The following is a 26995-nucleotide window of genomic DNA, read 5'->3' as shown; positions in this document are numbered from 1 at the left end:
ATGCATCTTTCCATGATTAGGGTTAAATCCGTTAACCTATTTCCGTTTTGTTCATCGCCATCCTAGCGGTGTCCATATTGCCTATCATCCTGATGGGCTGCATCTCTTCCTGAGACAATTACTTCCTTGCTGACTACTCATCCTAAGTAATCAAATCTTCATCCTGAAGATACCTAGTCCATTAGGCTTTTTCCTGTTCCTGCCAACATCCTGTCGACAAGTTAAATATTACGGGAATTCGGCTAATATCCTAGTTACTCCCTAAAAAAACCGCCTATAGACCCCGGTCACAAAAATCAAAACTCAATCAAGTTCAACGACTTAGGAAAGAAACGAGCATATGTAACCCAATTATCTTGGAATACTCTTACACAACTTGTAAGAGATCTCTTACAAAGTCGGGGGCTAATTTAGAAATGTCGTTACGATCAGGGATTAATACGACTCAAGAACTAGAAAAAACCGCCAAGGAACCCCATATTCCTTTCATGATTGTAAATAAGAGATCCAACGGATGAGCCAAGCTATCTGTAATTTGATTGCACAGGAACTGAATGTACGACCTGAGCAAGTCATTGCTGCTGTAAACCTAATTGATGACGGAAGCACGATTCCATTCATCGCCCGTTACCGTAAAGAAGTCACCGGCGCACTGGATGACACCCAATTACGAACGCTGGACAGTCGCTTATCTTATCTACGCGAGCTGGATGACCGTCGCCAAACCATTCTCAAATCCATTCAAGATCAAGGTAAAATGACACCAGAGCTTGAAGCCGAAATCATCCAAGCTGACAGCAAAACTCGCCTTGAAGATTTGTACTTACCTTACAAGCCTAAGCGCCGTACTAAAGGTCAAATTGCAATTGAAGCAGGCCTTGAGCCATTAGCCGACAAACTTTGGACACAGCCTCAAACAGAACCTGAGTCCGAAGCCGCTTTATATATTGATGCAGATAAAGGCATTGCTGATAACAAAGCTGCACTCGATGGTGCGAGAGCCATCGTCATGGAGCGCATCGCAGAAGATGCGAATTTACTCGAAAAGATTAGACACCACCTAACGCGCCATGCTGAGCTCAGTGCTCGTGTTGTTTCTGGTAAAGAACACGAAGGTGAGAAGTTCAAAGACTACTTCGAACATGATGAAGCAATCAGCAAGGTTCCTTCTCACCGTGCATTAGCTATGCTGAGAGGCCGAAATGAAGGTTTCCTAACATTGGCAATGAACGCCGATCCCGCTCAAGAAGAAAGCGTTCGTGGCTCTTACTGCGAAACTATTATCGCTGAGCACTATGGTATCCATCTAAGCAGCGCTCCAGCAGACACATGGCGTAAGCAAGTGATCAGCTGGTCATGGCGTATTAAAGTGTCCATGCACATGGAAACAGAGCTAATGGGTGCGATGAAAGAACGCGCTGAAATTGAAGCGATCGAAGTCTTCGCAACGAACTTAAAAGACTTACTGATGGCGGCGCCAGCCGGGCCGCGAGCTACATTAGGACTCGACCCTGGATTACGTACGGGTTCTAAGATCGCAGTGGTTGACTCGACAGGTAAGGTTTTAGCAACTGAAACGATTTACCCTCACCCACCTCAAAAACAATACGACAAATCAGCTCACGTTGTTGATCAGATGGTTCGCCAGTTTAATGTCGATCTAATCGCGATTGGTAACGGTACGGCTTCACGCGAAACGGACAGCTTTGTTGCCGACGTGATTAAACGCGGCAACCTAAAAGTGCAAAAGATTATCGTGAGTGAAGCAGGTGCATCGGTTTACTCAGCATCTGAACTCGCTGCGAAAGAGTTCCCAAATATGGACGTTTCCCTTCGTGGAGCCGTATCGATTGCTCGACGCTTGCAAGATCCGCTAGCTGAACTTGTGAAAATTGATCCAAAATCCATTGGGGTGGGTCAATACCAGCACGATGTAAGCCAAACTATGCTAGCAAAACGCCTAGATGCTATCGTTGAGGACTGTGTGAATGCTGTCGGTGTTGATGTTAATACCGCTTCCGCAGCACTATTGACTCGTGTTGCTGGACTCTCGACAACTATCGCGCAGAACATTGTTGATTTTCGCGATGAAAATGGTCGCTTTGAAACTCGTACCACGCTTAAGAAAGTCGCTCGATTGGGACCTAAAGCTTTCGAACAATGTGCCGGTTTCCTACGCATTATGGATGGTAAAAACCCACTTGATGCGTCTTCGGTTCACCCTGAAGCCTACCCAATCGTAAAATCAATTGCTGAGAAAAACAGCAAAGATGTTAAATCACTTGTCGGTGACTCTGAGTTCTTAAAAGGTCTCCATGCAATTGATTACACCAACGACAGCTTTGGTGTTCCAACGATTACTGACATCATTAAAGAATTAGACAAACCGGGTCGAGACCCTCGACCTGAATTCAAAACCGCAACCTTTGCTGAAGGAGTCAATAGCGTTTCCGATCTAGAAGCGGGAATGATTCTAGAAGGCGTAGTCTCGAATGTGGCGAACTTTGGCGCTTTCGTTGACATCGGCGTACACCAAGATGGTTTAGTGCATATTTCAGCACTCACCGACCGCTTTGTTTCCGACCCACGTGAAGTCGTGAAGGCTGGCGATATCGTTAAAGTGAAAGTGATGGAAGTCGATGTGCAGCGTAAACGTATTGCACTTTCTATGCGTATGAAAGACGAGCCAGGTCAAGATAATCGAGCTCAACGTTCTAGCTCAGCTCGCAATACTGCGGCCCCTCGCCAAAACCAAGCGAACCAACGCCGACGTGAAGAGCCACAAAACGGAGCGATGGGTGGCGCGTTTGCTGCCGCCTTTGCTAAAGCAAAAAAATAACAAGTAATTCTGGTATTTACCCCTAAAAATCAAAACCCACTTTATTGAATAAAGTGGGTTTTATTTTAGCGCTTCCCCCTAGAGCCTTAGCGTTTGAAATTACAAAACCGCTATCACTTCTGATGGGGTATTGGGTGCCACAGCGTGACCATAGTGGTACTTAATGATCTTTCGCCGTTTCTCCATCTGACCTTCTTTTATTGCCGCATCTAAAATGTGCTTAGGCAACCGAAAACGCATCGCATAGCCTTTTCCTTGCTCGGCACTGTATGTCTTTAGTGCCAATAAATCGAATAGCCGTTCAAGCGTACTTTTCGGGTCTTCATGATAAATAGAGTTTGCTTCAGACTCTTCTTCCATCCCATAACTCGGGTGGTCGGAAGGGTCCCAAGCAGATTGCTTTCGCCTTTTATCCTCTGACTTTACCTTCTGTTCCGCTCTGGTTCTCGCCATCGCGACAGTGGGAGCAATTGGTTCACGCACTTTATTTTCGCGCGCGACTTGCTCCGTTTGCACATTAACTGATGGGGCGATCAGTGGCACACTAACTACTGTTGCAGGTGACACAATCATGCGAGTCCTCCTCAAGAATCGCCCGAAGCAATGTTCTGCGTTTGAACTGAGCCTAGTCTCTCATTCTCACCACTACACTCAAGTCAAAAGCAGCCCCATTGAAATCTTCAAGCCAAGCTCTTAGATTTCTTTGGTTAGATTATATATCGACCATATTGATTATTATTTTAGCAATTATTTATTTCCGAAGCCGATCAGCTGGTTACAAAATGTGTCGGCTTCTGTCATAAATGGCGCATGAGAAGATTGGGTAAAGATATATTGCTCGGTACCTGGGATTGATTTATCGAGATCTTTCGCCACTTTAATTGGGACCAAGCCATCTAACCTCCCGTATAAACGCAACATCGGAACAGAAAGCTGTGGCAATTGCGCTCTAAGATCCACATCAGAGAGCATCTTTAGGCCTGCAAGCAAAGAGTCAGGATTGGGTAACGGGCGAGATAACACCGCTTGTTTGAGCTGTTTAACATCCTGACGAGCAGAGGGGCTTCCCATCGCTTGAAGTGCCATAAAACGCTCAATAGTCGTTTGAAAATCCTCAACTAATTGTTCAGTGAACGCCGTCAATACATTAGGCTGAATACCTCGCCACGGCTTATCTGCCGCGAATTTAGGAGAACTTGCGACGGTGACCAGCTTTCTCACATACTCAGTATGATGAAGCGCCATATGCGTTGCGACTAAGCCGCCTAATGACCACCCCACCCAGATTGCATCTTTGGGCGCGTCAGGCATCAGAAGGTGAGCGATTTCTTCCAAATTTTGTGCGTGAGTATGAGCACTGTGTCCATAACCCGGAAGATCGACAACATGCACTTTGAAGTGCTTTTCCAAAACACTAACGGTTTGTTGCCATACCGCGCCATTCATTCCCCAACCATGAACCAGAACCAAATCCGGCCCAGATCCGGATACATGCCAAAATAACGCTTTGCTCATACTCTCAATTATCCCTACTTTTATCATCAGCCATCACTTCGGTGAGGTGATAAATTCAATCATTTCATCCAAATAAGTTTGTGCTCATGGTATCCGATTGGTGGCGAAAAAACACATCACTTTCCATCCCAAAACAATGCCATCTGTGCGGGTTGAATAAAGCGGGCAACGGCACTCGTTGGTGTTCTACGTGCCTGACTCTTTTTTCAAAAGTACCTCGCTGTCAGCGGTGTGGAATAACGACCCCAACCACTGTCGAACAATGTGGTCAATGCCTAACAACGCCACCGTCATGGCATCGCTTATACTGTGTAGGGGACTATAATTTCCCCCTGTCTCGCTACGTCCATCAGCTAAAATATTCCAAGCAGTTTTGGTTTGCCAGAGACCTAGCCTCACTACTCACCCATCACATTGAACAACCTGCTCCTATCATCGCAAGCGTGCCACTCCACTGGACACGCACCCTCTCTAGAGGCTTCAATCAAAGCGCACTCCTTAGCCATTATTTGGCAAAAAGCCTAAATGTCTCCGCTCACCCGCACATGTTTTCACGAACACGCGCGACGCCCTATCAACAAGGTCTGACGAAGAAAGAACGCCGCCAGAACCTCCACAATGCGTTCAAGTTACGTCAACAACCTCATGCAAATCATGTCGCGATTCTGGATGATGTCGTGACTACAGGCAGTACTGTGCAACATTTATGTCAATTACTACTTGAAGTAGGCGTCGAAAGAATTGATATTTACTGCATCTGCCGCACTCCTGAGCCCTTACAGTAACGTTGCAGGCTTTGATGTCGAACAACAATCCAACAAAAAAGGGCTGAATTACAATTCTGACAGGAGTAGAATGGCCGTAATAGCCTACAAATTTACTCAGGTATTCGTCGTGTCAAATATTACTATTACAGAAACAGCTCAAACTCACTTTGCTAACTTACTTGGCCAGCAACCAGAAGGCACTAACATCCGTGTTTTCGTCGTTAACCCAGGTACTCAAAATGCTGAGTGTGGCGTATCTTACTGCCCACCAGAAGCCGTTGAGTCGACTGACACAGTGTTGTCATTTGAAGGTTTCTCAGCGTACGTGGATGAGCTAAGCCTGCCTTTCCTTGATGAAGCTGAAATCGACTTCGTTACAGACAAAATGGGTTCTCAACTTACATTGAAAGCGCCAAACGCAAAAATGCGTAAAGTGGCTGATGATGCATCACTGATCGAACGTGTGGAATACGCTATCCAAACTCAAGTAAACCCTCAACTTGCTGGTCACGGCGGTCACGTGAATCTCGTAGAAATCACTGATGAAGGCGTGGCTATCGTTTCATTTGGTGGCGGTTGTAATGGTTGTTCAATGGTAGACGTCACGCTAAAAGAAGGCATCGAGAAAGAGCTACTACAACAGTTTGAAGGCGAACTGACTGCGGTTCGTGATGCTACAGAGCACGATCGCGGTGAGCACTCTTACTACTAATACTGAGTAAGAATAAATCGGTACTCAGTCCGAAAACTGAAATCAAAGGTTGATGTGAGAGCATCAACCTTTTTTAATGGCTTGGACCCAAAGCCAGTGTCAATCAATCGGATTTTCTCATATATTAGTAATAATACTTTCTAGCTAAGGAGCGAGCGAAATGACAAAAAGGACTGTGCCAGAAATTTTGGCTCAACAAACTGTCGCTCAATCAAAACTGTTCTCTATCGAATCCCTCGATTTACGTTTTTCCAATGGTGTAGAACGCACTTACGAACGCATGAAACCTAGTGGCCGTAATGCGGTGATGATGGTTCCGGTGACTGAAAACGGTGACATCTTGCTAGTAAGAGAATACGCAGCAGGTACAGAACGCTATGAGCTCGGCTTCCCTAAAGGATTAATCGATTCAGGCGAAACGCCGGCTCAAGCTGCCGACAGAGAGCTAAAAGAAGAAATAGGCTTTGGTACCAACAAGCTCACCCCATTGAAAGAAGTCATTTTGGCGCCGTCTTATTTTTCGAGCAAAATGACGTTATTTATCGCCGAAGACCTATACTCAGAGAAACTAGAAGGTGATGAACCTGAACCATTAGACGTTGTGCGCTGGCCATTAGCTCAAGCTGAAGAGTTACTGACTCACTTGGACTTCTGTGAGGCTCGCAGCATTACCGCCCTACTACTAGCAATCAGAATACTAAAAGAGCAAGAGTAGCCATTATGCCAATAACAAAAGATCTCTCCCACCTACTCCCCTCTGTCATCGAAGTGGCTCGCTCTGCTGGGCAACTTATCCTCGAAATTTACGAGAAGAAAGACTACGAAGAATTCACCAAGAGTGACGACACCCCAGTGACTAGCGCCGACTTGGCCGCGCATAAATTAATTGCTCAACGCTTAAGTGAACTCACTCCAGATATCCCAGTGCTGTCAGAAGAAGCTGCAGATATCAGTTTAGAAAAGCGCTCTCAATGGGATCGTTATTGGTTGGTTGATCCGCTTGATGGAACACAAGAGTTTATCGCCAGAAGCGGCGACTTCGCGACCATCATTGCCCTCATTGAACATAATCGTCCAGTGATGGGCGTGGTGTATGGCCCCGTATCAGGTGTCACTTACTACGCTTACTCGGGTAAAGGTGCGTGGAAAATTCCAGAAATGGATGAAAGCGTGAAGATCAAAACGCACAAACATGAGCAGCCGAATCAGTCGATTGCCATTGCTATCAGCCGACGCCAAGACATCAATCGTATTACGAGCCGAATGAGCTCGAAATGGAACTATGATTTGGTTCCTCTAGGTTCAGCGGCGCTCAAAGCCTGCTTGGTTGCCGAAGGCGCCGTCGATTGTTATCTACGTTTAGGCCCAACGGGTGAATGGGATACCGCAGCCACGCAGTGCATTGTCGAAGAAGCAGGTGGCTGTATTCTCAGTACACAATTAGAACCGCTGTCTTACAACGAAAGAGAAACACTTGAGAACCCCAACTTCATCGTCCTGGGTGATAAAGCGCTGCCATGGGATGAGATCTTAGAATGTAAAGATTAGCTTTATCAATTACATATAAATGATTTATCACTCTAAAACTAACATGCAAAACACGAATAATGATTAATACGCAATCATTTGCTATTCAAATGATTTGAAGTTAATTCCATTCCTATTTATAAAAAGCTACTTAATAATAAATAGGAATGGATACCCATGAAACGTCTTAGTTTGCTAGCTAGCTCCATCGCTATAATTCTGTCAGGATGTGGTAGCGATAGCTCAGGTAGTTCACCCCAACCACAAACACCACCCAGCTCTTCATTTGCAATTAACTCTACAGCAGGCACAACCGCCACTGAAGACATTCAATACCAATATCAACTTTCAACAAACCACTCAGAATCCGTTACATATTCTGCTGATAATCTACCTGTAGGAATGACTTTAGGCAGTGATGGCCTTCTCACATGGACACCACTAGATGGGGTCCTTACCTCTGGTGAAATTACCATTAAAGCAGTCGCTTCAACTGATTCGAGCTTATCCGATATTCAGGCGTTTACAATCACTGTAACACCTGTAAACGATGCTCCAACCGCTGGCACACCATTGCAGCTCAATACGAATGAAGACGTTGCTCTTACCATTTCTCATGCAAGTCTTCTAAGTAATGTAACAGATATAGACTCTAGTGATTTGATAGTTACAAACCTATCAATTGATAACCCAGCTATCACTATTACCGAAAACAGTGACTCAATCACTCTTACGGCATTACAAGACTACAATGGTGAGGCTAACTTATCTTTTAGTGTCTCAGATGAAGAGTTTACTATCAGCAATAGCGGTGCTGTTTTAATCACAGCAGTTAACGATCCCGTACAAGTCGACTCTTTTTCAAACTTAAGTGTAGAAGCAGGAGAATCGCTCTCCTATCAAGTGCAAATCACTGACCCTGACGATGAAAACAATGGTTCCGATATCCAGTTCTCACTGGAAAATGCTCCTAGTGGTCTATCGATCTCTGAAACAGGTGAGTTAACCATCTCCTCTTCAGTATCGGCTTCAACTATCCATGATGAGATCATATTAAAAGCGCAAGATGGCTTAGAAGATGGCGCTGTTGTTGCACAAAACACTTTCAAACTCTCTGAACTGTTCTACTACGCGGTACAAGGTGAAGTCTCTAGTTACTATGAGAATACAGCGATCGAAAATAGTATCGTCAAAATCTCGAATAACGGCTCTCTTTTAGCAGAAGGGAATACTGACGCATCAGGTAAATACAGCATTAAGGTGTTGGATACTGATTTAGATACCAGCAGAGCAATTGTAGTTTCCGCTGATGCGGTAGGTTTTTCTGAAGCGTCAGAGTCTAAACAATTTTCGGATATCAGTACGGCAATAAATTTATACCTACCAACGATTCACGCAAATGTTAGCTTTGATAGTCAAGTAGCATCCGACCTACAAGTCGATAATGAAACTCTTGTTTCAGTTGAAGCTCAGAGCTTTGTAAACGCGCAAGGGGAAGTCGTAACTGGACAAATTAGTTCAGAGCTATTCGTCATAGATCCATCATTAGATATTGATTTGATGCCTGGTGAAATGATTACCGAAGCTCCTTCCGGAGAAACTGTTCCGATTGAGTCTTTTGGAGCAATCACTGCAACCTTTACTGATAGTGACGGCAATGATCTCCAATTAGCCGATGGTAAAACTGCGCAAGTTAGAATCCCTGCGTCTGGCTCAAACCCACCAGCAATAATTCCATTGTTCTATTACGATGAAGTCCAAGGCATCTGGATAGAAGAGGGGATCGCCACTTTAGATAACGGGTTCTACGTTGGAGAGGTTACTCACTTTACCACTTGGAACGCCGATAGAATTTATGACACTGTGTACGTTGATGGCTGTGTTGTGGATAAAGAAAATCAAACGATTGCGAATGCAAGAATTCGCTCGGAAGGCGTAGACTACAATGGTCGCTCATCAGCTTATAGTGATGACCAAGGCAACTTCAGAATACCAGTTAGGCAGGAAAGCACTGTGCTTATATCTGCAGAAAGCCAGTATCAAAGTCGAACCGAAACTGTCCGTACCAGTTCTCGAGATGAAACGATGAGTGAGTGCTTAATCCTAGATGATGCAACAACAAAAATTCAACTAACATGGGGAGAAGATCCTCGCGATTTAGACACTCACTTCTATGGTCCTGACGGTAATGGAGATAGGTTTCACGTATATTATAGCAATAAGACTTTCAACCAAGCAGGCAACAATATTTTCTTGGATGTGGATGACACAAGTAGCTATGGTCCTGAAGTCGTAACCATTCCTGATTTTACCATTCCCGGAACCTATCGTTATGCTGTATATAAATACTCTGGGACTGGAGATATTCAGCGCCGAGAAACAAAAGTAGAGGTAATTTTGGATGGGAGCCGCACCGTTTTCACGCCACCAGAAGGAGAACCTGAGCGTTGGTGGCATGTCTTTGAAATAGAAGTCAGTGACAACCTTAGCTACAGCCTAACACCAATTAATCAATGGTCTACTAACAACCCTGATGATTCTGCGGCTTCAACCCGCAATAATCTAAAAGTAGATACACCTCAACCAAAACTAAACTACGTGGAGAAAATGCTAGAAGGCAAGTATTACGCCGACTAATATTAACTCCTCAAAAATAAAAAGGGCGATAGAGATTACTTCTATCGCCCTTTTGTATTTTCTATGCGTGATTTACAAACGCCCTTGATAACTAAACTGATACTGTCCCTGAGAGTTTGGGTTGCCAAGCCACTTTAATTGGCTTTTCATTGCTTGTGGGAAATCAGCACCAGGCTTAAACCAAGCTGTAGCGCTATAGCGCTGGTTTGCAGACAGCTCCGCTGAAAACTCACTAGTGACTTCAGCTGATTTCTGTTCGCCTTTCGCCATAATTTGGTTATCAGTACAGGATAAATCAGCAATCACAGGTCCAAAGTTTAGTGAGCCAATTGGCGTCTCTGCGCTGCTATTTGTCCACGCTAAAGCTCCCTCACCAGACTGGCACCAAGGCTGGCCATGCAAAGCATGTTTAATGGTTAGCTCTAATTGACCATTCAGCGTCAGAGGTACTGGAATCGCCGGTGCGTAATCCAACACTCGAACCGCTGGGATTGCCGCGACTAAGTTCTCGATATAAGCACCATCTAAACCGTAGCCAATCGAGCCTTTGCCACGTAACTCCATGTCACTCTGACGGCCAAAGCGAAGCGATACCTCTGCTTTCCCTTGCAGTAACTTATCAAACTGAAAGTCCCACTGCACCGAACCATAGTTCACCCGTTGCCACGCCACATTCGTTGCGCTGCCTTGCCAAAGGGATCCTTCTACACCTTGAATACTTAATCCACGAATAGGAGGAAGTTGCTTTAATGCAAAAGACGCAGGCAAGTGCAATATTAAGCTCACAGAAAAACAAACGACAAAAATAGCGCCGTATAACAAGCCTCGTTTCACTCTAACCTCGCTTAAACTGCAGTCGATTTATCTCAATCACACCTGGTCGGTCTGAACGGTCAATGTCCATGAACTCAACATCGACACCTTGCTTCTCTTTAAGGAACGTTAACCAATCCACAAATTGATTAAACGGCACAGGCTTAATCCAAACTTGAAGCATCTCGCCTCTCGGCTGAACTCTGATTAATTCAATTTTATAGCGACGAATCGATGAAGAAACTACCTGATTTAATGGCTGTGTAGACACAGCTATCCCACCACTTCCTCTAAGTTCTGTGATTTCATCAGCTTTATTGGTCACCCAATTTAATAGCTGCTTTTCACTTTGAATTCGAGTTTGAGCCAGCTCTGCACGCTGATTTAATGGTTGTAGGACTCCCCAGTAAATCGCGCCCATCACAAGCAACACTATGCAAGCAATGACTAACCGCTGTTCACGCTGACTCGTGCCACTCCACCAAGCTTGTAGTGAGTCTATTAAGTTTTTCATTTCAATCCTCACTTACGCTTTAAAACAAAGCTGCCGAAGACGGCTTCACCATTTCGATTCAGCGGACCTTGTTCAACAATAAACTGCTCAGATAGCTTAGTTCTTGCATCTTCAAAGCTTTGGAAATCAGCACTTTTGGCTTGAATTCGAATCTCAGAGCGATTGCCGTCGTACTTAATGCTTTCCAACTCTATCGCCGCCACTTTTCCAACGGTATCAGGAAGGTGAATCAACCAATTCAACATTGAATCAGCCCCACCATCGCCCCCGAGTCGGCCCGCTTCATCATTCATTTGACGCTTAAGATAACTGACGGTTGGAATTTTTCGTTTATTTGGGAAAACCGTTCTAAAAATACGCTCGCTCTCAGTACGATAAGCGCTAGCCTTGGCTTCATATTGTTGAACCAACAGAACTTGTTGAACAACCAGTACCGAAATTAACATACACGCAGCCACTGCTACCTTTTGCCAGATTTTCCAGTACTTAATCAGCGATGATTTAGCTTTAAAGCTGCCCGTTAACAAGTTGACGGAGCTCGTAATCGCGTGTTGGCTAAGCAACCCCATCACTAACTCTGCAGATTTAGATTGCCAAGTGATCGAACTCGCTTCTAATACAGAGTCAACTGGCAACGCTGTGTATGAAGATATGCACCACTCGTTATCTGCTTCATCCTCTTGAGCAAACCAATCTGAGGTCATAAATAGTGACAACCAACTGTCGTCGACAGATGCCACTTTAAATTCACTTTGTCGCAATAACCACTGCGACTCTAACTGCAAAGCCGACACGCCTTGCGGCTCAATAGGTAAAGCAAACGTATCCGGTAATACTTTACGAAAGTGAATGCCTTGCTCTTTAAAAGTACTGACAATATGACTCAGCCACTCTCGCTCAACACCACATATAGTCGCGCTATCATTCCCTTTGTTTAAAATCGTAAAGTGCAAGTCGTCCACATCTTGTGCGACTTCGTCTTCTAATAAGTAAGGCAACATCGACTCAAATTGACGAGCAGCCCCTTTGGGGATCTCTACATCCGTCACTAAGCAATCACTGCCTGCCAATAATGCAATGCACGTTCTCTGCTGCGCATACGGCGTCAGCTCTTCTATTTGTTGCCAACTCGCCAATTCACCACTGGCTATCACTTCTTGCTGGCTTGTCGACCAAACGCACCACGGCACAGGGCTCTGCGGTTCACTACTCAGTCGAACGGTCAGAAACTCGCTCACTGATCCCTCCAAAGCGACGACGTACGACCGTCACTGTTTCTCGATTATCACTATAGAAAAGGCTGCGAATTCTTACGCGAGACTTATCCACTAAGACTTCGGCATCTAACTCAAAATATGCGCTATCTACCGTTAAATAAGGTTTGGCTTGTTTCAATACTGCTTCATCAATAGCGGCGATTGGCGCTTCCGCTAGAAATTCGTCAAGGTTTGTCCAGCCATCAAAAGGGCGATTTTCTAATATTTCTTTGGCATTGGACTCACTTAAATTTGGTGAGAACATAGCCACCAATAGTGCGCTATGTTCTGGATCTACCGTGTTCACGTTTAGACGCCATTCATCCGTTGGTAGTGAGCAAATATACGGTGATACCTTTTGCATTATCTCGCCAGTCACTTGATAAACCGCTCTCAACTCACTGCTGTCCGCCAACAATCCATTAGCTGCCAAATAAGCTGGCTTCATTCCTTCATAAGTACTGTCTTCCACACCCGAGGAGCTCCGAGTATCGGTATTACTATCGATGAACTCCCAGGTAGAGTCAGCAATCACTTCAGCTTGATAGGGCTCAACTTCTAACTCTTCCATCAAGTGTTTCCATACATCCACCAAGTACGGGCTGTTGCTGCTTCCAGGTTTTGGTTCAGCTTGTGACAATACATTGAGATTAAAGCACGCCTGCTTGTCCCAAATGCGACCTTTTACTTGCCCATAATCAAGGGGGAATACTTGTTCTTCCAACGCCCACGGCTGACTTAAATTAATGGTGTCATTGTCTTCATAGCTTTGCTCGATACCTGCCTGAGCTAAACCTTCCACACCTAAGCTATACCAGTAGGCTTGTTGGTAATTAAGTTGGTTTCCCGCTCGCTTAAATTGCGCGAATAACCTTTCAGACATCGTTGCCGCAATGGTCGCCATAATCGCAAGTAGCATTAGAACAACAATCAGGGCGACACCTTGTTGGCGATAAGGTCGATGTAGACTAGCCATCGTTACTGTCCTTATCATCACTGCTATTGGTCACAAGCTTGCCACCTGGCGTTAAATAGATTCGCTCTATTTCATCATAATCTTTCAAAAGCAAAGTCAGTTTCACCGCTTTGGGCAATTGTAGCTCAGCGCTCCACTCTTTTTTCCACCCTTTACCGTCATAAAACTCGAGGTTAAATTCTTCCACATTCGTCAGAATTGGGGTCACTACCCCTTGTTGACCGGCAGGTGTATCGGCATATCGCCACCATACCCTTTCAAGAGTTTCTTCACTGAGGCGATAACCGACCTTCGTCACTTCACCGCGGGGGAACTGCTGCTGAGGGTTATGCCAACCTAGACGATTAAACATGACGCCTTTCGTATCTGAATCCAACAGATACTCTTGCCAATGGATCAACTTAGATGATGGTTCTTCCCCGTTGGTACGGGATTGGCGTAACGCCATTTGTCTAAAATCATTATCTAAGATGACTAGCGCGCGTTGCAGCTCATTCAATCGAGAGCTACGTTCCAGAGAAAGTTCATTACTTCGTTGAACCTGATTGACCACTTGATAAGCAGCAACACTCAACGTCGCAAATATGGCAATCGAAACCAACACTTCAATTAACGTAAAACCCACTGCGTCTCGGCGCGTGCGCTTTACTCTACTAATTGGCAACATAGCTTTGTACCGTGACGACAGGCGACGCATTTTTTGATGTCGATACACTGACTTCAAAAGCTTTCAATAAACTGTCCGCCGTTTTCAGTGGCGTCACCTTCCAATACCAAGTTCTTCCGGCCATCTCTTGCTCACCCTTTTGCGCTTTTAACTTATCAGGATGGAGCATAACCATCGCCATTTGGTTGTCCACGACCATAGACGCAAAGGTTTTTTCCTCTAGATAACCTAAGGTATTAATGTGCTGACTGACCGCTCGAATGACACTGATTGCAGCCGTTGCAAAGATAGCGAGCGCCACTAATACTTCAAGCAAGGTCATCCCTCGGGCTTTGCCTTTAGGTTGAAGCGACCGATTAGTTATCTTCATCAGTCTCTCCCGGGCCAAGCAAGGTAATCACTCCACTGTCATCGACTCTCACCTTCCAACTGTCTTGTTCTTCATCTCCAGTATTTGGATAAAAAGACAGTCGAAATGGCGTCATTTCAGCACTGGATAAGACAAACAATTGAGGTGGGCGAGGCTTTTTGTCCTCATCAAGATCGGCAAACATGTCTTCATCAAACAGGCTACCTGGTTTAAACAAGCGATCATCATCAGCCCACGCGCCACCGCCCAACGCTAAACTTAACGTCAACTCTTCAGGCATTTCTGTAGTCGGTGGAATTTTTTCTATTTCGGCTTCTTGCCAACCATCAGAGGTCAAAGTCATCAGAATATAAGTCGACTTTTTTTCATCAACCCTAATTCCGAAATCTAAACCACTCAAAATGGCTTCTTCATTAAGAAGCTGCAGCCTTTGATAAAAGCTTTGAGCCTGATGCTTAGCAAGATCTTTGCTGCTTGTAGGAATGGTGGCGATGACCGCCACCGCCGTCACCGATAGCAACACGAGTACTAACAAAATCTCGATTAAGGTAAAGCCTTGTTGTTTTGGCATAGCTATCGGCGAACAGCAATAAGCAGGCGCTTATTGGAAATCCTGCATATTCCAGTTACCAATATCAGCCGCAGCACCTTCACCACCTTCTTGGCCATCGGCGCCAAGCGTAAAGATATCGATCGTGCCGTTATCACCAGGGCTTAAGTATTGGTACTCATTGCCCCATGGGTCATTGGGAAGACGCTTAATGTAACCACCGTCGCGGTAGTTACGAGGCTCAGGGCTGCTTGGCTTAGAAACCAATGCATCTAAACCTTGATCGGTAGTTGGGTATACGCTGTTATCGAGCTTGTACATGTCTAATGCGTTTTCAAGCGCCACAATGTCAGTGATGGCTTTTTGTTGATCTGCTTTCTCTTTGTTGCCTAGTAAGTTAGGAACAACAAAACTGGCTAATACGCCTAAGATAACAACAACAACCATCACTTCTAGTAATGTAAAGCCGGACTGTTTTTTCATTTTATTTTTCATTATTTTCTCCAAATGACAGGTTCAGGTATCGGGTGAATGCCACCTTATTTTCCCAAAACTAAAAATTTATCCACTCATCAAGTTATTCATCTCAAGCATCGGCATCAGCGTTGCCATTACGATGAATAAAACCAACCCAGCCATCAAAGCTATTAACGCCGGAGTAAAAATGCCTAATGCGATATTGACTGTTGATTCAAAACTCTGATCTTGGTTATCTGCAGCGCGTGTCAGCATTTGTTCCAATTGACCACTTTGCTCACCACTGGCGATCATATGTAGCATCATCGGAGGAAAAAGCTTGGTTTGATCAAGCGCCTTACGTAGGCTTGCCCCCTCTCTGACACTGTCTGCCGCATTAACCACCTGCTGCTTAACATGCTGATTCGACATCACGTCCACCGCAACTTTCATGCCTTCTAAAATTGGAATGGCACTAGATGTACAAATGGACAACGTTCGCGCAAAACGAGCGGTATTAATCCCTTTCGCAATTTTTCCGATTAGCGGAAGTGCTAATAGTTTGCGATCCCAGCTCATACGAATAGACGGTCTCTTGAGTGCGGTGCGCAGCAACAAAAAAGCAGCGATACATAAGAACAGTAATTGGACGCCCCAGTTTTGAATAAATTCACTCGAGGCTAGCAAAAATTGAGTCGACTGAGGCAATTCTTGCCCCATCTGAATAATCGGTTCAACGATTTTTGGTACGACTGTCGCCAGTAAGAACGAAACGATAGTCACCGCAAATACCACCAGCACCACAGGATAGATCATCGCTTGCATCAGCTTAGAGCGCATCTTCTGACGATTTTCGGCGTAATCAGCTAAACGCTCCAAAACGGCATCTAAATGACCCGACTTTTCACCTGCTGCGACCATAGAACGAAACAGTTCATCAAAAATATGAGGATAGTCAGCCAGGCTGTCTGCCAAGGTATAACCTTCGGTCACCTTAGAACGAACAGCGGCTAACATAGTCTGAATACGAGGTTTCTCAGATTGCTCAGACACGGCTTTCAAACACTCTTCCAAAGGCATTCCAGATTGAACGAGTGTTGATATTTGGCGAGTAATCAACGCAAGGTCTGGGGTACTAATACCACGTTTGAAACCCGTAGGTTGCCCACCAGATTTCGTCACCTTCGCTTTTGCTTCAATCACCTCAACCGGGATCAACCCCTGCTCTTTCAGGCGCTGGCGAGCTTGGCGAGCGTTGTCACCTTCAATTGTGCCTTTTTTCTGCTTGCCTTTCGCATTCAAGGCTTTGTATTCAAACGCCGCCATACTTAAACTTCCTTGGTCACTCGCATCACTTCCTCTAGTGAAGTAATACCTTGTCTGACTTTATCAAGGCCATCATCTCGAATGCTTGGCGTAGTAGAACGGATCGCTTTTTCGATAGCCTGCTCACCCGCTTCACTATGAATGAGCTCTTGAACAGAATCATCAACCATAAGAAGTTCGTGAATACCGGTTCGCCCTCGGTAGCCCTTATGATTACAGTGCTCACAACCTTTGGCATGATAAAGTGTAAGCTCTTCTTTTTTCTTCAAACCAAAGAGTTTTTTCTGTTCTTTATCCGCCTCATACGGTTCTTTGCAGTCATGACATAAAGTACGAACCAATCGTTGAGCAAGTACACCTAGCAACGATGAAGAAATCAAGAAAGGTTCGATTCCCATATCACGCAGACGAGTGATCGCACCCACAGCAGTATTGGTATGCAAAGTGGACATCACTAAGTGTCCAGTCAAAGAAGCCTGAACACCAATTTGAGCCGTTTCCAAATCACGAATCTCACCCACCATCACGACATCAGGATCTTGACGCAAAATAGCGCGTAAGCCGCGAGCAAACGTCATGTCCACTTTTGGGTTAACCTGAGTTTGACCAATACCGTCAATATCAAATTCAATCGGATCTTCGACCGTTAAGATATTACGCTCATTACTATTGAGCTCTTGCAGACCCGCATACAACGTGGTCGATTTACCTGAACCCGTTGGACCAGTAACCAAAATGATACCGTGTGGCCTTTCAATAAGATGCTGAAATTTCTTATGATTACTTGGGGTCATCCCCAAACTATGAAGGTCAAGGCGTGTTGCATTCTTATCCAATAAACGCATTACCACGCGTTCACCATGCGAAGAGGGCATCGTAGACACACGGACATCAACCGCGCGGCCACCAATTCTCAGTGAAATACGGCCATCTTGAGGCACGCGTTTCTCAGCAATATCGAGTTTTGCCATGACCTTGACACGAGAAACCAGCAAAGGCGCCAGTTTACGGCTTGGCGCTAAGACATCTCTCAACACCCCATCGACACGAAAACGAATTGATAATGTTTTCTCGAACGTTTCGATGTGGATATCTGAGGCGCCTTCTTTAATGGCTTCGCCTAGCATGGCGTTGATCAATTTAATGATTGGAGCGTCGTCTTCGGATTCCAATAGATCTTCATCTTGCGGAAGTTCTTCTGCCAAAGAGAAAAAGTCATCGTTATCGGCGCCAATATCTTCCATTAGCTGACGAGCTTCCGACGAATCTCGCTGATAAGCTTGCGTTAATTTCAGCTCAAACTCTTTTTCTGTGATGGCTTCTGGAGTAAAGGCGCTTTTTAGTACGCGCCTTACTTCTAAAATAGCAGCAGCACTCAATGGCTCTACGTAGTAAAGCGTTGGTGCTCGTTCTGGATGCGTATACTCCAGTACCATTTTAAAACGGTTAGCAAAACTAAACGGCAGTCGTTGATAAGCTCTCGCCGTATCTAACATCTCTGCCATTACTGCGCTTCCATTTGGTCGATAAAGGCTTGGATCTCTGCAGGGTGGCGAATGTCATCACCAAACTTTGGTAGCACTGGAATATGATCATTATCCATTAGCTTCAAACCTTGCTCTGCTTTGTACAACTGTTCAGCACGAATATAGTTATATTTGCGTTGAGTAATGCCATCAGCGGTCATGCCATCACGAATGATAGTTGGCTTAATGAAAACCATCAGGTTCTTTTTCTCAACTTGAGTACTGGTCGATTTGAACAAGTGACCAAGATAAGGAATATCCCCTAACAGCGGTACTTTCGACTCACTTTCCAGAGCACGCTCATCAATCAAACCACCAAGCACTAGCATTTGGCCATCTTGAACAATTACAGACGTATTCAGTTGGCGCTTAGCAAAGCGAACATCGACAGCACCATTAGCGCCAAGTACATTCGAAACTTCTTGTTCAATATTCAGTTGAACAGAGTCACCTTCGTTAATCTGAGGCACAACTTTCAGCTTAATGCCCACTTCTTTACGATCAACTGTTTGGAATGGGTTGTCATTACTTGAACCCGCTGTAGAACCAGTCAAAACCGGCACTTCCTCACCAACGATGAAGGATGCTTCGCCATTATCCATCACGGTAATGCTCGGAGAAGATAGGATATTAGAGTTTGAGTCGGTCGATACAGCACTGATCAATGCGGTCCAGTCGCCCATTGCTAAGCTGACTGCAGCACCATTCACTCCAGAAAGCGCTGCTGCTAGGGTCGAATAATCCCCTTCTTCCGTGTACTCTCGAGTCTTCCACTCGCCATCTTCATAATAACTATCTGTTTTAGTAGTATCTTTTGCTTCTTCAAGGCCAACCATGACTCCACCGATCGATGCGCCAGTATTGCTGTACTGAATCATGGCACCTGTCTCTAAGTTACCCCACTGAACACCAAGGTTTACCCCGTCGCCTTCTGCCATTTCGACAATCAAAGCTTCGATCAGTACCTGAGCACGACGAATATCAAGTTGGGCAATCACATCTTGTAGAGCATTCATAATATCTGGCGGAGCCGTCACCACAAGAGCGTTGGTTTCAGGGTGAGCCGCAATCATCACTTCATTACGCTTTGCACCCTTACCTTTAGATGACGTTTGTTTTTCAGCCTGAAGGTTATCCGAAACGCCCTTTAGGACGTCTACTAACTCTTCCGCTTTTGCGTACTTAAGGTAAACCACTCGGTTGTTACCTTTCGTGGCCATTTCTACGTCTAACTGCTCAATTAACTTTCTTAAGCGACTACGGACTTTAGGATCACCCGAAATAAGAATCGAATTAGTACGCTCATCCGCTACTAATTTAGGCTGAAGGAAAGCCGGTGTATTTTTCGCATCCGTTGTTTTATTCAAAGCATCAACGATACGAACCATTTCTGCAGCAGATGCATTTGCCAGCTCAACGACTTCGATTTCTTTGTCGCCCGCTTGGTCAACACGTTTGATGATTTCCGCAAGACGGTTAACCACCGCAGCTCGACCAGTAATCAAGATGATGTTTGCAGGATCATAGTGAACAACGTTACCGGCACCGGCATTATCATTCAGTTGACGTAATAAAGGGGAAAGTTCACGAACGGAGACATTACGAACCGCTACCACTCGAGTAATAACGCTATCTCCTTGGATAGTTTCACGATCACCGACAACAGGAATAGCGGAAGTTTTAGAGTCTTTTGCTTTGATGATCTTCAGAACCCCTGATTCCATCTCCACAACGGCGTAGCCATATACCTCTAAAACATTCAAAAAGAAGCTGTAATATTGCTCTTCATTTAGAACGTCATAACTTCGTACATCAATCTTTCCGCGAACCGACGGATCGACAATGATGGTTTTTTCTAAGTTACGACCAACAATATTAATAAATTCTTGAATGTCCGTGCCTTTAAAGCTGGCACTAAAATCATTCGCGATAGCCGCTGGTGTGCACACTAAGCTTCCCGCCAGTAACCATGCACTTTTCTTAAACCAATGCTTCACGTACTTCTCCTACACTTTCGCCATCATGGCGCAAAGTTTTAAAATTCAATATAAACATCATGTTGCTGACCATCTCTTTCCACTGTGAGGTTTAACTCGGTCAGATCTGAAATGGTTTTAAAAATCGTTCCCATTGCGGCAGGGTCCGTTAAATCTTGTCCATTTAACTGAGTGGCGATATCACCACTCTTCAAGCCAACAGAATGGAATAATTCAGGTTCTTTACCTGGGCTAACTCGGTAGCCTAATACTTTGCCATCACGCTTCACTTGGGATAAACGAACGTATTGGAAAATTTGCTGAGGATCTTTGGTGATTGCTGACTTAATCGCGACCAACTTTTCTTCTTTATCAACTGGGTTGTTTCCAATCACGGACGACGAACGTTGAGTTTTAGGCTCTGAAACACTGAGTTTTTTATACTCTATCCCTTCCAGCATTAATGTTTCATCGCGCCCAGAGTTATCAATAATCACTCGGTCATTAAGCACTGCTTTCAGTTTTGCACGCGTGCCTTCAATTTGCTCATCAATTCCGTAAGTCGCTTGCTTCCCACGATTGGCAATGACTGCCAAGCTGAAATTAGGGTTTGAGCTCGCAACAGCCCCAACGAGCACAAGATTGAGGCGGGTTTTTGGCGCATCCTGAACCACAGGTTTTTCCACCACTACAGGTTTAGCTGCAGAATAAGCACCAAAGATATTACTTTGCTGCAAAGAAGATAAATCTAAAGACGATTGCTGGCGTTGCGAAGCAGAAACATTCGCTTTCCAAGGGACTATAGATTGCTCACTAGGTTCAATAAACCACGCTAGTTGGCCTAAGACCCACGCTGAGATTGCGATCAAAACACAACAAATGACCACACTGAGTTTTTGCTGCATGACTAGACCATTTTGTAACACTCGGCTCAATGAAGGATAACGCTCCAATCCACTTCCGAGCTCTAAAAACTTCACTCGTATCAATCCTTTCTCGTTCAGTGAGGTCGTAACGTTACAACTCTCGTTAATCTATTAGTTTTAATAAGGTAAGGTCTCGGGACTATATCATAATCATGTGAATGTGTTTCATTACACGTGCTATTTTGTAGTGTACCTTGAAAAAATGCCACACCGACTCCATTGTTAGCAACTAGTATTCAAATTACGCTCAGTAATTTGGCTAATACACCGCATTCATTACCTTTTGAGAGGCAATACGCCATTATGAAAAATGACAATGAAGCTGTCAGACTAGATAAATGGTTATGGGCAGCTCGATTTTATAAAACTCGCTCAATTGCTCGTAATATGGTCGATGGCGGCAAAGTCCATTATAATGGCCAACGAAGCAAACCAAGTAAAATTGTAGAACTTGGGGCAGTCATCGCACTGCGTCAAGGAAATGAAGAAAAGACAGTAGTAATAGAGAAAATCTCAGCACACCGCAGAGGAGCCCCTGAAGCTCAAACGCTCTATTCTGAAACCTCTGAGAGCTTAGCAAAGCGAGAAGAGTTTGCAAAACAACGTAAACTGCATGCCCATAGCCCAAGCCCAGAACGCCGACCTGACAAAAAGCAGCGTCGTGACATTATTAAATTTAAACATCAATAAGCTGGACCATCCTTATGACCACAGAAGTAATGGCAAACAACATTTTAAATCGCTACCTATTTGAAGATCTTTCTGTACGTGGTGAACTGGTACAACTGGATGACGTGTACCAGCAAATTATTTCTAGCAAGGAATACCCAGCTGCGGTTCAAAAGCTGCTTGGTGAGCTACTGGTTGCTACAACCCTATTAACGGCTACATTAAAATTTGAAGGTTCAATTACCATGCAACTGCAAGGTGACGGACCTGTATCTCTTGCGGTGATCAATGGCGACCATGATCAAAAGATCCGCGGTGTTGCTCGTTTTGAAGGTGACATTGCTGACGACGCAGGTTTACACGATCTTATGGGTAAAGGTCACCTAGTGATCACGATTACCCCTAAGAAAGGTGAGCGTTACCAAGGCGTTGTAGGCCTAGAGGGTGACAACCTTTCTGAAGTATTAGAAGGTTACTTCGCAAACTCCGAGCAGCTAAAAACTCGCCTTTGGATCCGCACGGGTGAGCACGACGGTAAGCCGCACGCTGCAGGAATGCTTCTACAAGTAATGCCTGACGGCACTGGCACACCTGATGACTTCGAGCACTTAGAGCAACTGACGAATACCGTTAAAAATGAAGAGCTGTTCGCATTAGAAGCGAATGACTTACTGTACCGTCTATACAACCAAGAAAAAGTGCAGCTGTTTACGCCACAGCCTGTTGAGTTTTTCTGTGGTTGCTCTCGTGAACGTAGCGGTTCAGCGATTATTACCGTCGCTAAAGAAGAGATCTACGACATCCTTAGCACCGAAGGTAGCGTAGCACTTCATTGTGATTACTGCGGAACAAACTACTCGTTCGACAAGAATGATGTTGACGCTTTATACGCTGAAGCGGCAGATAAGGGCAATAATACGGTTCATTAATTTACCGCGTTTACCAAGCACGTAATTTACCCAACAAAAGGCCAGCATCACGCTGGCCTTTTTGTGATCCAAAGCCAGTATTCTCGGGGCTTTCACGTAATAAAATCACCGCTTAATTTTAGTCAATTAATAATCGTTTTGATCTAGCGCAAAGGTTTGCGCGCAGGATAGACTAGTACTACCAATATGTGACGAGACACTTAAAACCACTTGAAAATTGTGGGTATATTTTGAGCTATACCTTGCATTTTTCAGTCTCGTTACACGAGTGGTGAGCTGATAAAAATAATTAAAAAATTAATACAAAAATCCCTACAAAATATCCTACAAGGAGCACCTATGACCGTTATGGAACATACAAAGGCTGCACAAATTGATCTAACCAAACACGGACTAACTGGTGTAACTGAGGTTCTACGTAACCCGAGTTACGAACAGTTGTTTGTTGAAGAAACACTTCCAGGTTTAGAAGGCTACGAGAAAGGTGTAGTGACTGAGCTTGGTTCTGTTGCTGTTGACACTGGTATCTTCACTGGTCGCTCACCAAAAGATAAATACATCGTAAAAGATGACACTACCCGCGATACCATGTGGTGGTCAGATCAAGGCAAAAACGACAACAAACCTATCACAACAGAAGTGTGGAATGAGCTTAAAGAGCTTGTAACTACGCAACTGTCTGGCAAGCGCCTATTTGTGATTGACGGTTATTGTGGTGCTAACCCTGATACGCGCCTAAGCGTACGAATCATTACTGAAGTTGCATGGCAAGCACACTTCGTTAAGAACATGTTTATTCGTCCAACGGATGAAGAACTCGCAACGTTCGAACCTGACTTCGTAGTAATGAACGGGGCTAAAACAACCAACCCTAATTGGGAGAAGCAAGGTCTAAATTCAGAAAACTTTGTTGCTTTCAACCTAACAGAGCGAGTTCAAATCATCGGTGGTACTTGGTACGGCGGTGAGATGAAAAAAGGCATGTTCGCAATGATGAACTACCTGCTTCCTCTGCAAGGCATTGCTTCAATGCACTGTAGTGCTAACGTCGGTGAAAAAGGCGACGTAGCGGTCTTCTTCGGCCTATCAGGCACAGGTAAAACAACCCTATCAACAGACCCTAAACGTCAGCTAATCGGTGATGATGAGCACGGCTGGGATGACGATGGTATCTTCAACTTTGAAGGTGGTTGTTACGCGAAGACCATTCGCCTATCTAAAGAAGCTGAACCAGAAATCTACAATGCAATCCGTCGTGATGCGCTACTAGAGAACGTAACAGTTCGCAGCGATGGCTCTATCGATTTTGATGACGGTTCTAAAACCGAAAACACGCGTGTTTCTTACCCGATTCACCACATCGACAACATTGTTAAGCCAGTATCGAAAGCCGGTCACGCTCAAAAAGTTATCTTCCTGACGGCTGATGCATTTGGTGTATTACCACCAGTTTCTAAGCTGACTCCGGAGCAAACTAAGTACCACTTCCTATCGGGCTTCACAGCTAAGCTTGCAGGGACAGAGCGTGGCATCACTGAGCCGACTCCAACCTTCTCTGCAGCGTTTGGTGCAGCATTCCTAACACTTCACCCAACTCAGTACGCTGAAGTGCTTGTGAAGCGTATGGAAGCAGCTGGCGCAGAAGCTTACCTAGTCAATACTGGTTGGAATGGCACAGGCAAACGTATTTCTATCCAAGATACTCGCGGTATCATCGACGCTATCCTAGACGGTTCAATCGATGAAGCAGAAACAAAGGTTATTCCTATGTTTAACCTAGAAGTGCCGCTAGCGCTGCACGATGTTGACCCTGCGATTCTTGATCCACGTGACACGTACACTGACCCACTACAATGGGAAAGCAAAGCGAAAGATCTAGCGGAACGCTTTATCAATAACTTTGATAAGTACACGGATAATGCCGAAGGCAAAGCGCTTGTCGCTGCAGGTCCTCAGCTAGACTAAATCAGCTCCATCGCCTTAAAAGTGATATTTCTGTAGCAAGCCCCTCTTTTGAGGGGCTTTTTTGTTGAAGCCTCTGCTTTTTTGTTCCACTCTATTTGCAAGAACATGTCCATGGCTGGGTACTTCAAGGAATGAAAAAAGCACTAATTGTAATCGCGCTCATACTCTCTCTCATCGTCGTGTCGATTGGCGCTTTTTTTGCGACCTTAAAAACCGAGTATGGGGCGCCCACCGCGAATTGGTTTCTACAAGAAATACTCAAACAACCTATTCAAATTGAAGCGATAGACATCAACCAGCCATATCGCATTACCCTACAAGGCATTGAAATCATCGACCCTGAGCCCTTTTACATTCAGAAAGCGGACTTATGGATCAACCCAACCCAACTCCTTCAAGGACAACTGGCCTTTGATAGCGTGCTGTTGGATGGACTCAGTTTGCAACGCGGGATTGAACACTTCTCACCACAACAATATCTGTCGCGTAATAACATCGTCGTCAATCAGTTAGCGATTCACAACCTAGATTATGCCCAAGGGGATCTCAGCAGCAGAGGGATCAATATTCAAATAAAACAGCCGCAATGGCTGTCACCAGCACAAATCGTTCCATTTGGAGAAATACAGCTCTCTGCTGAACAAATTTATTGGCAAGGAGAAGCCATTGATGGACTCCTCATCGATGCTAAATACCAAGAGAACGACAGCACGGTCTATGGCGTCTCATTCCAATGGAGAGATGCCAAGGTTTCCGGGCAAGCCGAGCAATTTAACCAAGACTGGTCCCTGATTAACGTTACTATTGACGGGTTGCGCCTAAATTCCCAACAAATGCAATCACTGAATAGCAAGCCATGGCCTTTCGAAACCGCTAGAATCAACCACATTAATAGCCTGGATATTTTACGTAGTGATATTCAATGGCAAGAGTGGCACCTCGTTGGTTTCGATGCTTCTTTCGAAAACTTGCAATTACCTTTTGAACCATGGAGACAGAAACAAGGTACGTTTTCGTTACAAGCGGACAGTGTCTTGATTAACGATGAACAGTGGGTTTCTCCGAGTTTTAATGTCCTCTTTAACCGTAACCAAATAGACGTCGTCGACTTTGTAACGGTATGGAAACAGGGCCGAATTCAGCTCAGTGGATTCATTACCCCTACAGAGATCAATCTCCATTCCTTATCCCTCCAAGGTCTAAAGTGGATAGCAGAAGTTAAAGCACCCGACATCGAGCTGCCCTACGACTTCAGCCAACTGCAAACGGTCTCAATCCAAGAACTCGATATCGCGAGAAGCCAATTCATTCAGCTTATGTCTGAACCGTATTGGCAAATCTCTGGCTTAGAAGTGGAAGGCGATAACCTGCAGCTAATGTCTCAAGGAAAAGTGGGACTGTGGAAAGGAAGCTTACGAGCCGCGGTCAATAATGCGAGCTATGATAGCGTCATCACTTCACACGCCTTAGCTGAAATGCAAAGTGACCAGGGGCAATGGCAATTAACCCGCCTATTTGCGCCGTTAGCCGATGGTTACATTGAAGCGGAGGCGAGCCTAGACTTTTCATCATTAAGCCAACCATGGCAATTACTCGTGACCGCTGACGGAATTCCTACTCAGCCCCTATTCTCAAGACTAGAGCTACCTTTTATGCTACACGGCTTAAGTGAATTCGAACTGCGCGCCCACGGTCTAATTGGCGATCAAACGATGTTGGCGCATTCTCTCACGGGGAAATTAATAGGTTCAATTCGCAATGCGGGAGTGGAAGTCCCCTCAACGGAAGAACCACAAAACAATGCACAACCAGTAAAGGTATCGGATATTCATCTGAATATGGACAGAGGCCGAATCGCACTTCAAGACGTCAGCATCACAGGGCTAAACACCCAAGGTCAGCTGGGAGGAAAATTCGATCTGCTTTCTTCTGAACCGCATCAACTACCAATTGAACTTAAACAAGAGTGTTTCTCTTTGATCGGAAATATCATGACAAGGGAGTACGATCAAAAAACCGAATGTGTTGATACATCGACAACTCATTCGGTTTCAGAAAGCGACCACCTAGCAGAATAAA

The 26995-nt window shown here is 44.9% G+C and carries 24 protein-coding genes; 10 read left to right on the top strand and 14 right to left on the bottom strand.

Translation table 11 applies throughout. The features are described from left to right. The first annotated feature begins 514 nt into the window (after nucleotides 1–514). Complete coding sequence (locus tag ACHUFI_RS12730; RefSeq protein WP_394249640.1) at nucleotides 515–2839, top strand: Tex family protein; 2325 nt, start codon at nucleotides 515–517, stop codon at nucleotides 2837–2839. A 99-nt stretch (nucleotides 2840–2938) separates the two neighbouring features. Here the strand turns inward: ACHUFI_RS12730 and ACHUFI_RS12725 are convergent, their stop codons facing one another. Beyond that, entirely contained in the window at nucleotides 2939–3412 is a 474-nt protein-coding gene (locus tag ACHUFI_RS12725; protein ID WP_394249638.1) for an ATP-dependent Lon protease, read from the bottom strand. Nucleotides 3413–3586: 174 nt separating this feature from the next. Continuing rightward, nucleotides 3587–4354: a pimeloyl-ACP methyl ester esterase BioH gene (gene bioH / locus ACHUFI_RS12720; RefSeq protein WP_394249636.1), complete on the bottom strand. Its 768-nt coding sequence runs from the start codon at nucleotides 4352–4354 to the stop codon at nucleotides 3587–3589. Between the two features lie 86 nt (nucleotides 4355–4440). On the opposite strand from bioH, the gene ACHUFI_RS12715 reads away from it, so the two are divergent. From ACHUFI_RS12715 to ACHUFI_RS12695, 5 genes are all read left to right on the top strand, one after another. Continuing rightward, nucleotides 4441–5139, top strand: coding sequence for a ComF family protein (locus tag ACHUFI_RS12715; protein WP_394249634.1), 699 nt, complete (start codon nucleotides 4441–4443; stop codon nucleotides 5137–5139). A 109-nt stretch (nucleotides 5140–5248) separates the two neighbouring features. Then, nucleotides 5249–5833, top strand: a complete 585-nt coding sequence (gene nfuA / locus ACHUFI_RS12710) for a Fe-S biogenesis protein NfuA (RefSeq protein ID WP_394249830.1) — start codon at nucleotides 5249–5251, stop codon at nucleotides 5831–5833. Between the two features lie 160 nt (nucleotides 5834–5993). Then, nucleotides 5994–6548 carry an ADP compounds hydrolase NudE gene (gene nudE / locus ACHUFI_RS12705; protein ID WP_394249632.1) on the top strand — a complete coding sequence of 185 codons (555 nt, stop codon included), beginning with the start codon at nucleotides 5994–5996 and terminating at the stop codon, nucleotides 6546–6548. A 5-nt stretch (nucleotides 6549–6553) separates the two neighbouring features. Beyond that, a complete protein-coding gene (gene cysQ, locus ACHUFI_RS12700; protein ID WP_394249630.1) occupies nucleotides 6554–7381 on the top strand; it encodes a 3'(2'),5'-bisphosphate nucleotidase CysQ in 828 nt (275 codons plus the stop codon). A 156-nt stretch (nucleotides 7382–7537) separates the two neighbouring features. Continuing rightward, nucleotides 7538–9997, top strand: coding sequence for a cadherin-like domain-containing protein (locus tag ACHUFI_RS12695; protein ID WP_394249628.1), 2460 nt, complete (start codon nucleotides 7538–7540; stop codon nucleotides 9995–9997). Nucleotides 9998–10069: 72 nt separating this feature from the next. Here the strand turns inward: ACHUFI_RS12695 and ACHUFI_RS12690 are convergent, their stop codons facing one another. The 12 genes from ACHUFI_RS12690 to gspC all read right to left on the bottom strand — a co-directional run bounded on the left by ACHUFI_RS12690 (nucleotide 10070) and on the right by gspC (nucleotide 21407). Next, the gene (locus ACHUFI_RS12690; protein WP_394249626.1) at nucleotides 10070–10831 is read right to left on the bottom strand and encodes a type II secretion system protein N; all 762 of its coding nucleotides are present in this window, start codon (nucleotides 10829–10831) and stop codon (nucleotides 10070–10072) included. A 1-nt stretch (nucleotide 10832) separates the two neighbouring features. Then, the gene (locus tag ACHUFI_RS12685; protein WP_394249624.1) at nucleotides 10833–11324 is read right to left on the bottom strand and encodes a type II secretion system protein M; all 492 of its coding nucleotides are present in this window, start codon (nucleotides 11322–11324) and stop codon (nucleotides 10833–10835) included. Nucleotides 11325–11332: 8 nt separating this feature from the next. Next, entirely contained in the window at nucleotides 11333–12562 is a 1230-nt protein-coding gene (gspL, locus tag ACHUFI_RS12680; protein ID WP_394249622.1) for a type II secretion system protein GspL, read from the bottom strand. Further along, entirely contained in the window at nucleotides 12531–13574 is a 1044-nt protein-coding gene (gene gspK, locus ACHUFI_RS12675) for a type II secretion system minor pseudopilin GspK (RefSeq protein WP_394249828.1), read from the bottom strand. The genes gspL and gspK overlap by 32 nt, the downstream gene beginning before the upstream one ends. Continuing rightward, complete coding sequence (gene gspJ / locus ACHUFI_RS12670; protein WP_394249620.1) at nucleotides 13549–14223, bottom strand: type II secretion system minor pseudopilin GspJ; 675 nt, start codon at nucleotides 14221–14223, stop codon at nucleotides 13549–13551. The genes gspK and gspJ overlap by 26 nt, the downstream gene beginning before the upstream one ends. Next, on the bottom strand, nucleotides 14210–14593 hold the full coding sequence (gspI, locus tag ACHUFI_RS12665) for a type II secretion system minor pseudopilin GspI (RefSeq protein ID WP_394249618.1): 384 nt from the start codon (nucleotides 14591–14593) through the stop codon (nucleotides 14210–14212). The genes gspJ and gspI overlap by 14 nt, the downstream gene beginning before the upstream one ends. Next, entirely contained in the window at nucleotides 14580–15164 is a 585-nt protein-coding gene (gene gspH / locus ACHUFI_RS12660; RefSeq protein WP_394249616.1) for a type II secretion system minor pseudopilin GspH, read from the bottom strand. Before gspH ends, gspI begins: the two co-directional genes overlap by 14 nt. Nucleotides 15165–15194: 30 nt before the next feature. Further along, nucleotides 15195–15638: a type II secretion system major pseudopilin GspG gene (gene gspG / locus ACHUFI_RS12655; protein WP_394249614.1), complete on the bottom strand. Its 444-nt coding sequence runs from the start codon at nucleotides 15636–15638 to the stop codon at nucleotides 15195–15197. A 66-nt stretch (nucleotides 15639–15704) separates the two neighbouring features. Then, the gene (gene gspF / locus ACHUFI_RS12650) at nucleotides 15705–16925 is read right to left on the bottom strand and encodes a type II secretion system inner membrane protein GspF (protein WP_394249612.1); all 1221 of its coding nucleotides are present in this window, start codon (nucleotides 16923–16925) and stop codon (nucleotides 15705–15707) included. A gap of 2 nt (nucleotides 16926–16927) precedes the next feature. Beyond that, on the bottom strand, nucleotides 16928–18430 hold the full coding sequence (gspE, locus tag ACHUFI_RS12645; protein ID WP_394249610.1) for a type II secretion system ATPase GspE: 1503 nt from the start codon (nucleotides 18428–18430) through the stop codon (nucleotides 16928–16930). After that, a complete protein-coding gene (gene gspD / locus ACHUFI_RS12640) occupies nucleotides 18430–20448 on the bottom strand; it encodes a type II secretion system secretin GspD (protein ID WP_394249608.1) in 2019 nt (672 codons plus the stop codon). The genes gspE and gspD overlap by 1 nt, the downstream gene beginning before the upstream one ends. Nucleotides 20449–20486: 38 nt before the next feature. Further along, the gene (gspC, locus tag ACHUFI_RS12635; protein ID WP_394249606.1) at nucleotides 20487–21407 is read right to left on the bottom strand and encodes a type II secretion system protein GspC; all 921 of its coding nucleotides are present in this window, start codon (nucleotides 21405–21407) and stop codon (nucleotides 20487–20489) included. Between the two features lie 249 nt (nucleotides 21408–21656). Here gspC and hslR point away from each other — a divergent pair, with 249 nt between their 5' ends. The 4 genes from hslR to ACHUFI_RS12615 all read left to right on the top strand — a co-directional run bounded on the left by hslR (nucleotide 21657) and on the right by ACHUFI_RS12615 (nucleotide 26994). Next, entirely contained in the window at nucleotides 21657–22043 is a 387-nt protein-coding gene (gene hslR, locus ACHUFI_RS12630; RefSeq protein WP_394249604.1) for a ribosome-associated heat shock protein Hsp15, read from the top strand. 29 nt (nucleotides 22044–22072) lie between these two features. Next, complete coding sequence (hslO, locus tag ACHUFI_RS12625) at nucleotides 22073–22951, top strand: Hsp33 family molecular chaperone HslO (protein ID WP_394249826.1); 879 nt, start codon at nucleotides 22073–22075, stop codon at nucleotides 22949–22951. 339 nt (nucleotides 22952–23290) lie between these two features. Continuing rightward, entirely contained in the window at nucleotides 23291–24916 is a 1626-nt protein-coding gene (pckA, locus tag ACHUFI_RS12620) for a phosphoenolpyruvate carboxykinase (ATP) (protein ID WP_394249602.1), read from the top strand. Nucleotides 24917–25047: 131 nt separating this feature from the next. Then, nucleotides 25048–26994: an AsmA family protein gene (locus ACHUFI_RS12615; protein WP_394249600.1), complete on the top strand. Its 1947-nt coding sequence runs from the start codon at nucleotides 25048–25050 to the stop codon at nucleotides 26992–26994. Nucleotide 26995: the final 1 nt, after the last annotated feature.

This window comes from Vibrio profundi, from assembly GCF_043642225.1.
Lineage (GTDB): Bacteria > Pseudomonadota > Gammaproteobacteria > Enterobacterales > Vibrionaceae > Vibrio > Vibrio profundi_A.
Note: the sequence above shows the minus strand (reverse complement) of the source record. Positions and strands in the feature narration are given on the sequence as shown.

Excerpts from the sequence above, each read along its gene's own strand:
- ACHUFI_RS12730 (WP_394249640.1), top strand. The coding sequence starts at position 515 with ATGAGCCAAGCTATCTGTAATTTGATTGCACAGGAACTGAATGTACGA.
- ACHUFI_RS12725 (WP_394249638.1), bottom strand. The coding sequence starts at position 3,412 with ATGATTGTGTCACCTGCAACAGTAGTTAGTGTGCCACTGATCGCCCCA.
- bioH (WP_394249636.1), bottom strand. The coding sequence starts at position 4,354 with ATGAGCAAAGCGTTATTTTGGCATGTATCCGGATCTGGGCCGGATTTG.
- ACHUFI_RS12715 (WP_394249634.1), top strand. The coding sequence starts at position 4,441 with ATGGTATCCGATTGGTGGCGAAAAAACACATCACTTTCCATCCCAAAA.
- nudE (WP_394249632.1), top strand. The coding sequence starts at position 5,994 with ATGACAAAAAGGACTGTGCCAGAAATTTTGGCTCAACAAACTGTCGCT.
- cysQ (WP_394249630.1), top strand. The coding sequence starts at position 6,554 with ATGCCAATAACAAAAGATCTCTCCCACCTACTCCCCTCTGTCATCGAA.
- ACHUFI_RS12695 (WP_394249628.1), top strand. The coding sequence starts at position 7,538 with ATGAAACGTCTTAGTTTGCTAGCTAGCTCCATCGCTATAATTCTGTCA.
- ACHUFI_RS12685 (WP_394249624.1), bottom strand. The coding sequence starts at position 11,324 with ATGAAAAACTTAATAGACTCACTACAAGCTTGGTGGAGTGGCACGAGT.
- gspK (WP_394249828.1), bottom strand. The coding sequence starts at position 13,574 with ATGATAAGGACAGTAACGATGGCTAGTCTACATCGACCTTATCGCCAA.
- gspJ (WP_394249620.1), bottom strand. The coding sequence starts at position 14,223 with ATGTTGCCAATTAGTAGAGTAAAGCGCACGCGCCGAGACGCAGTGGGT.
- gspI (WP_394249618.1), bottom strand. The coding sequence starts at position 14,593 with ATGAAGATAACTAATCGGTCGCTTCAACCTAAAGGCAAAGCCCGAGGG.
- gspH (WP_394249616.1), bottom strand. The coding sequence starts at position 15,164 with ATGCCAAAACAACAAGGCTTTACCTTAATCGAGATTTTGTTAGTACTC.
- gspG (WP_394249614.1), bottom strand. The coding sequence starts at position 15,638 with ATGAAAAATAAAATGAAAAAACAGTCCGGCTTTACATTACTAGAAGTG.
- gspF (WP_394249612.1), bottom strand. The coding sequence starts at position 16,925 with ATGGCGGCGTTTGAATACAAAGCCTTGAATGCGAAAGGCAAGCAGAAA.
- gspE (WP_394249610.1), bottom strand. The coding sequence starts at position 18,430 with ATGGCAGAGATGTTAGATACGGCGAGAGCTTATCAACGACTGCCGTTT.
- hslR (WP_394249604.1), top strand. The coding sequence starts at position 21,657 with ATGAAAAATGACAATGAAGCTGTCAGACTAGATAAATGGTTATGGGCA.
- hslO (WP_394249826.1), top strand. The coding sequence starts at position 22,073 with ATGGCAAACAACATTTTAAATCGCTACCTATTTGAAGATCTTTCTGTA.
- pckA (WP_394249602.1), top strand. The coding sequence starts at position 23,291 with ATGACCGTTATGGAACATACAAAGGCTGCACAAATTGATCTAACCAAA.
- ACHUFI_RS12615 (WP_394249600.1), top strand. The coding sequence starts at position 25,048 with ATGAAAAAAGCACTAATTGTAATCGCGCTCATACTCTCTCTCATCGTC.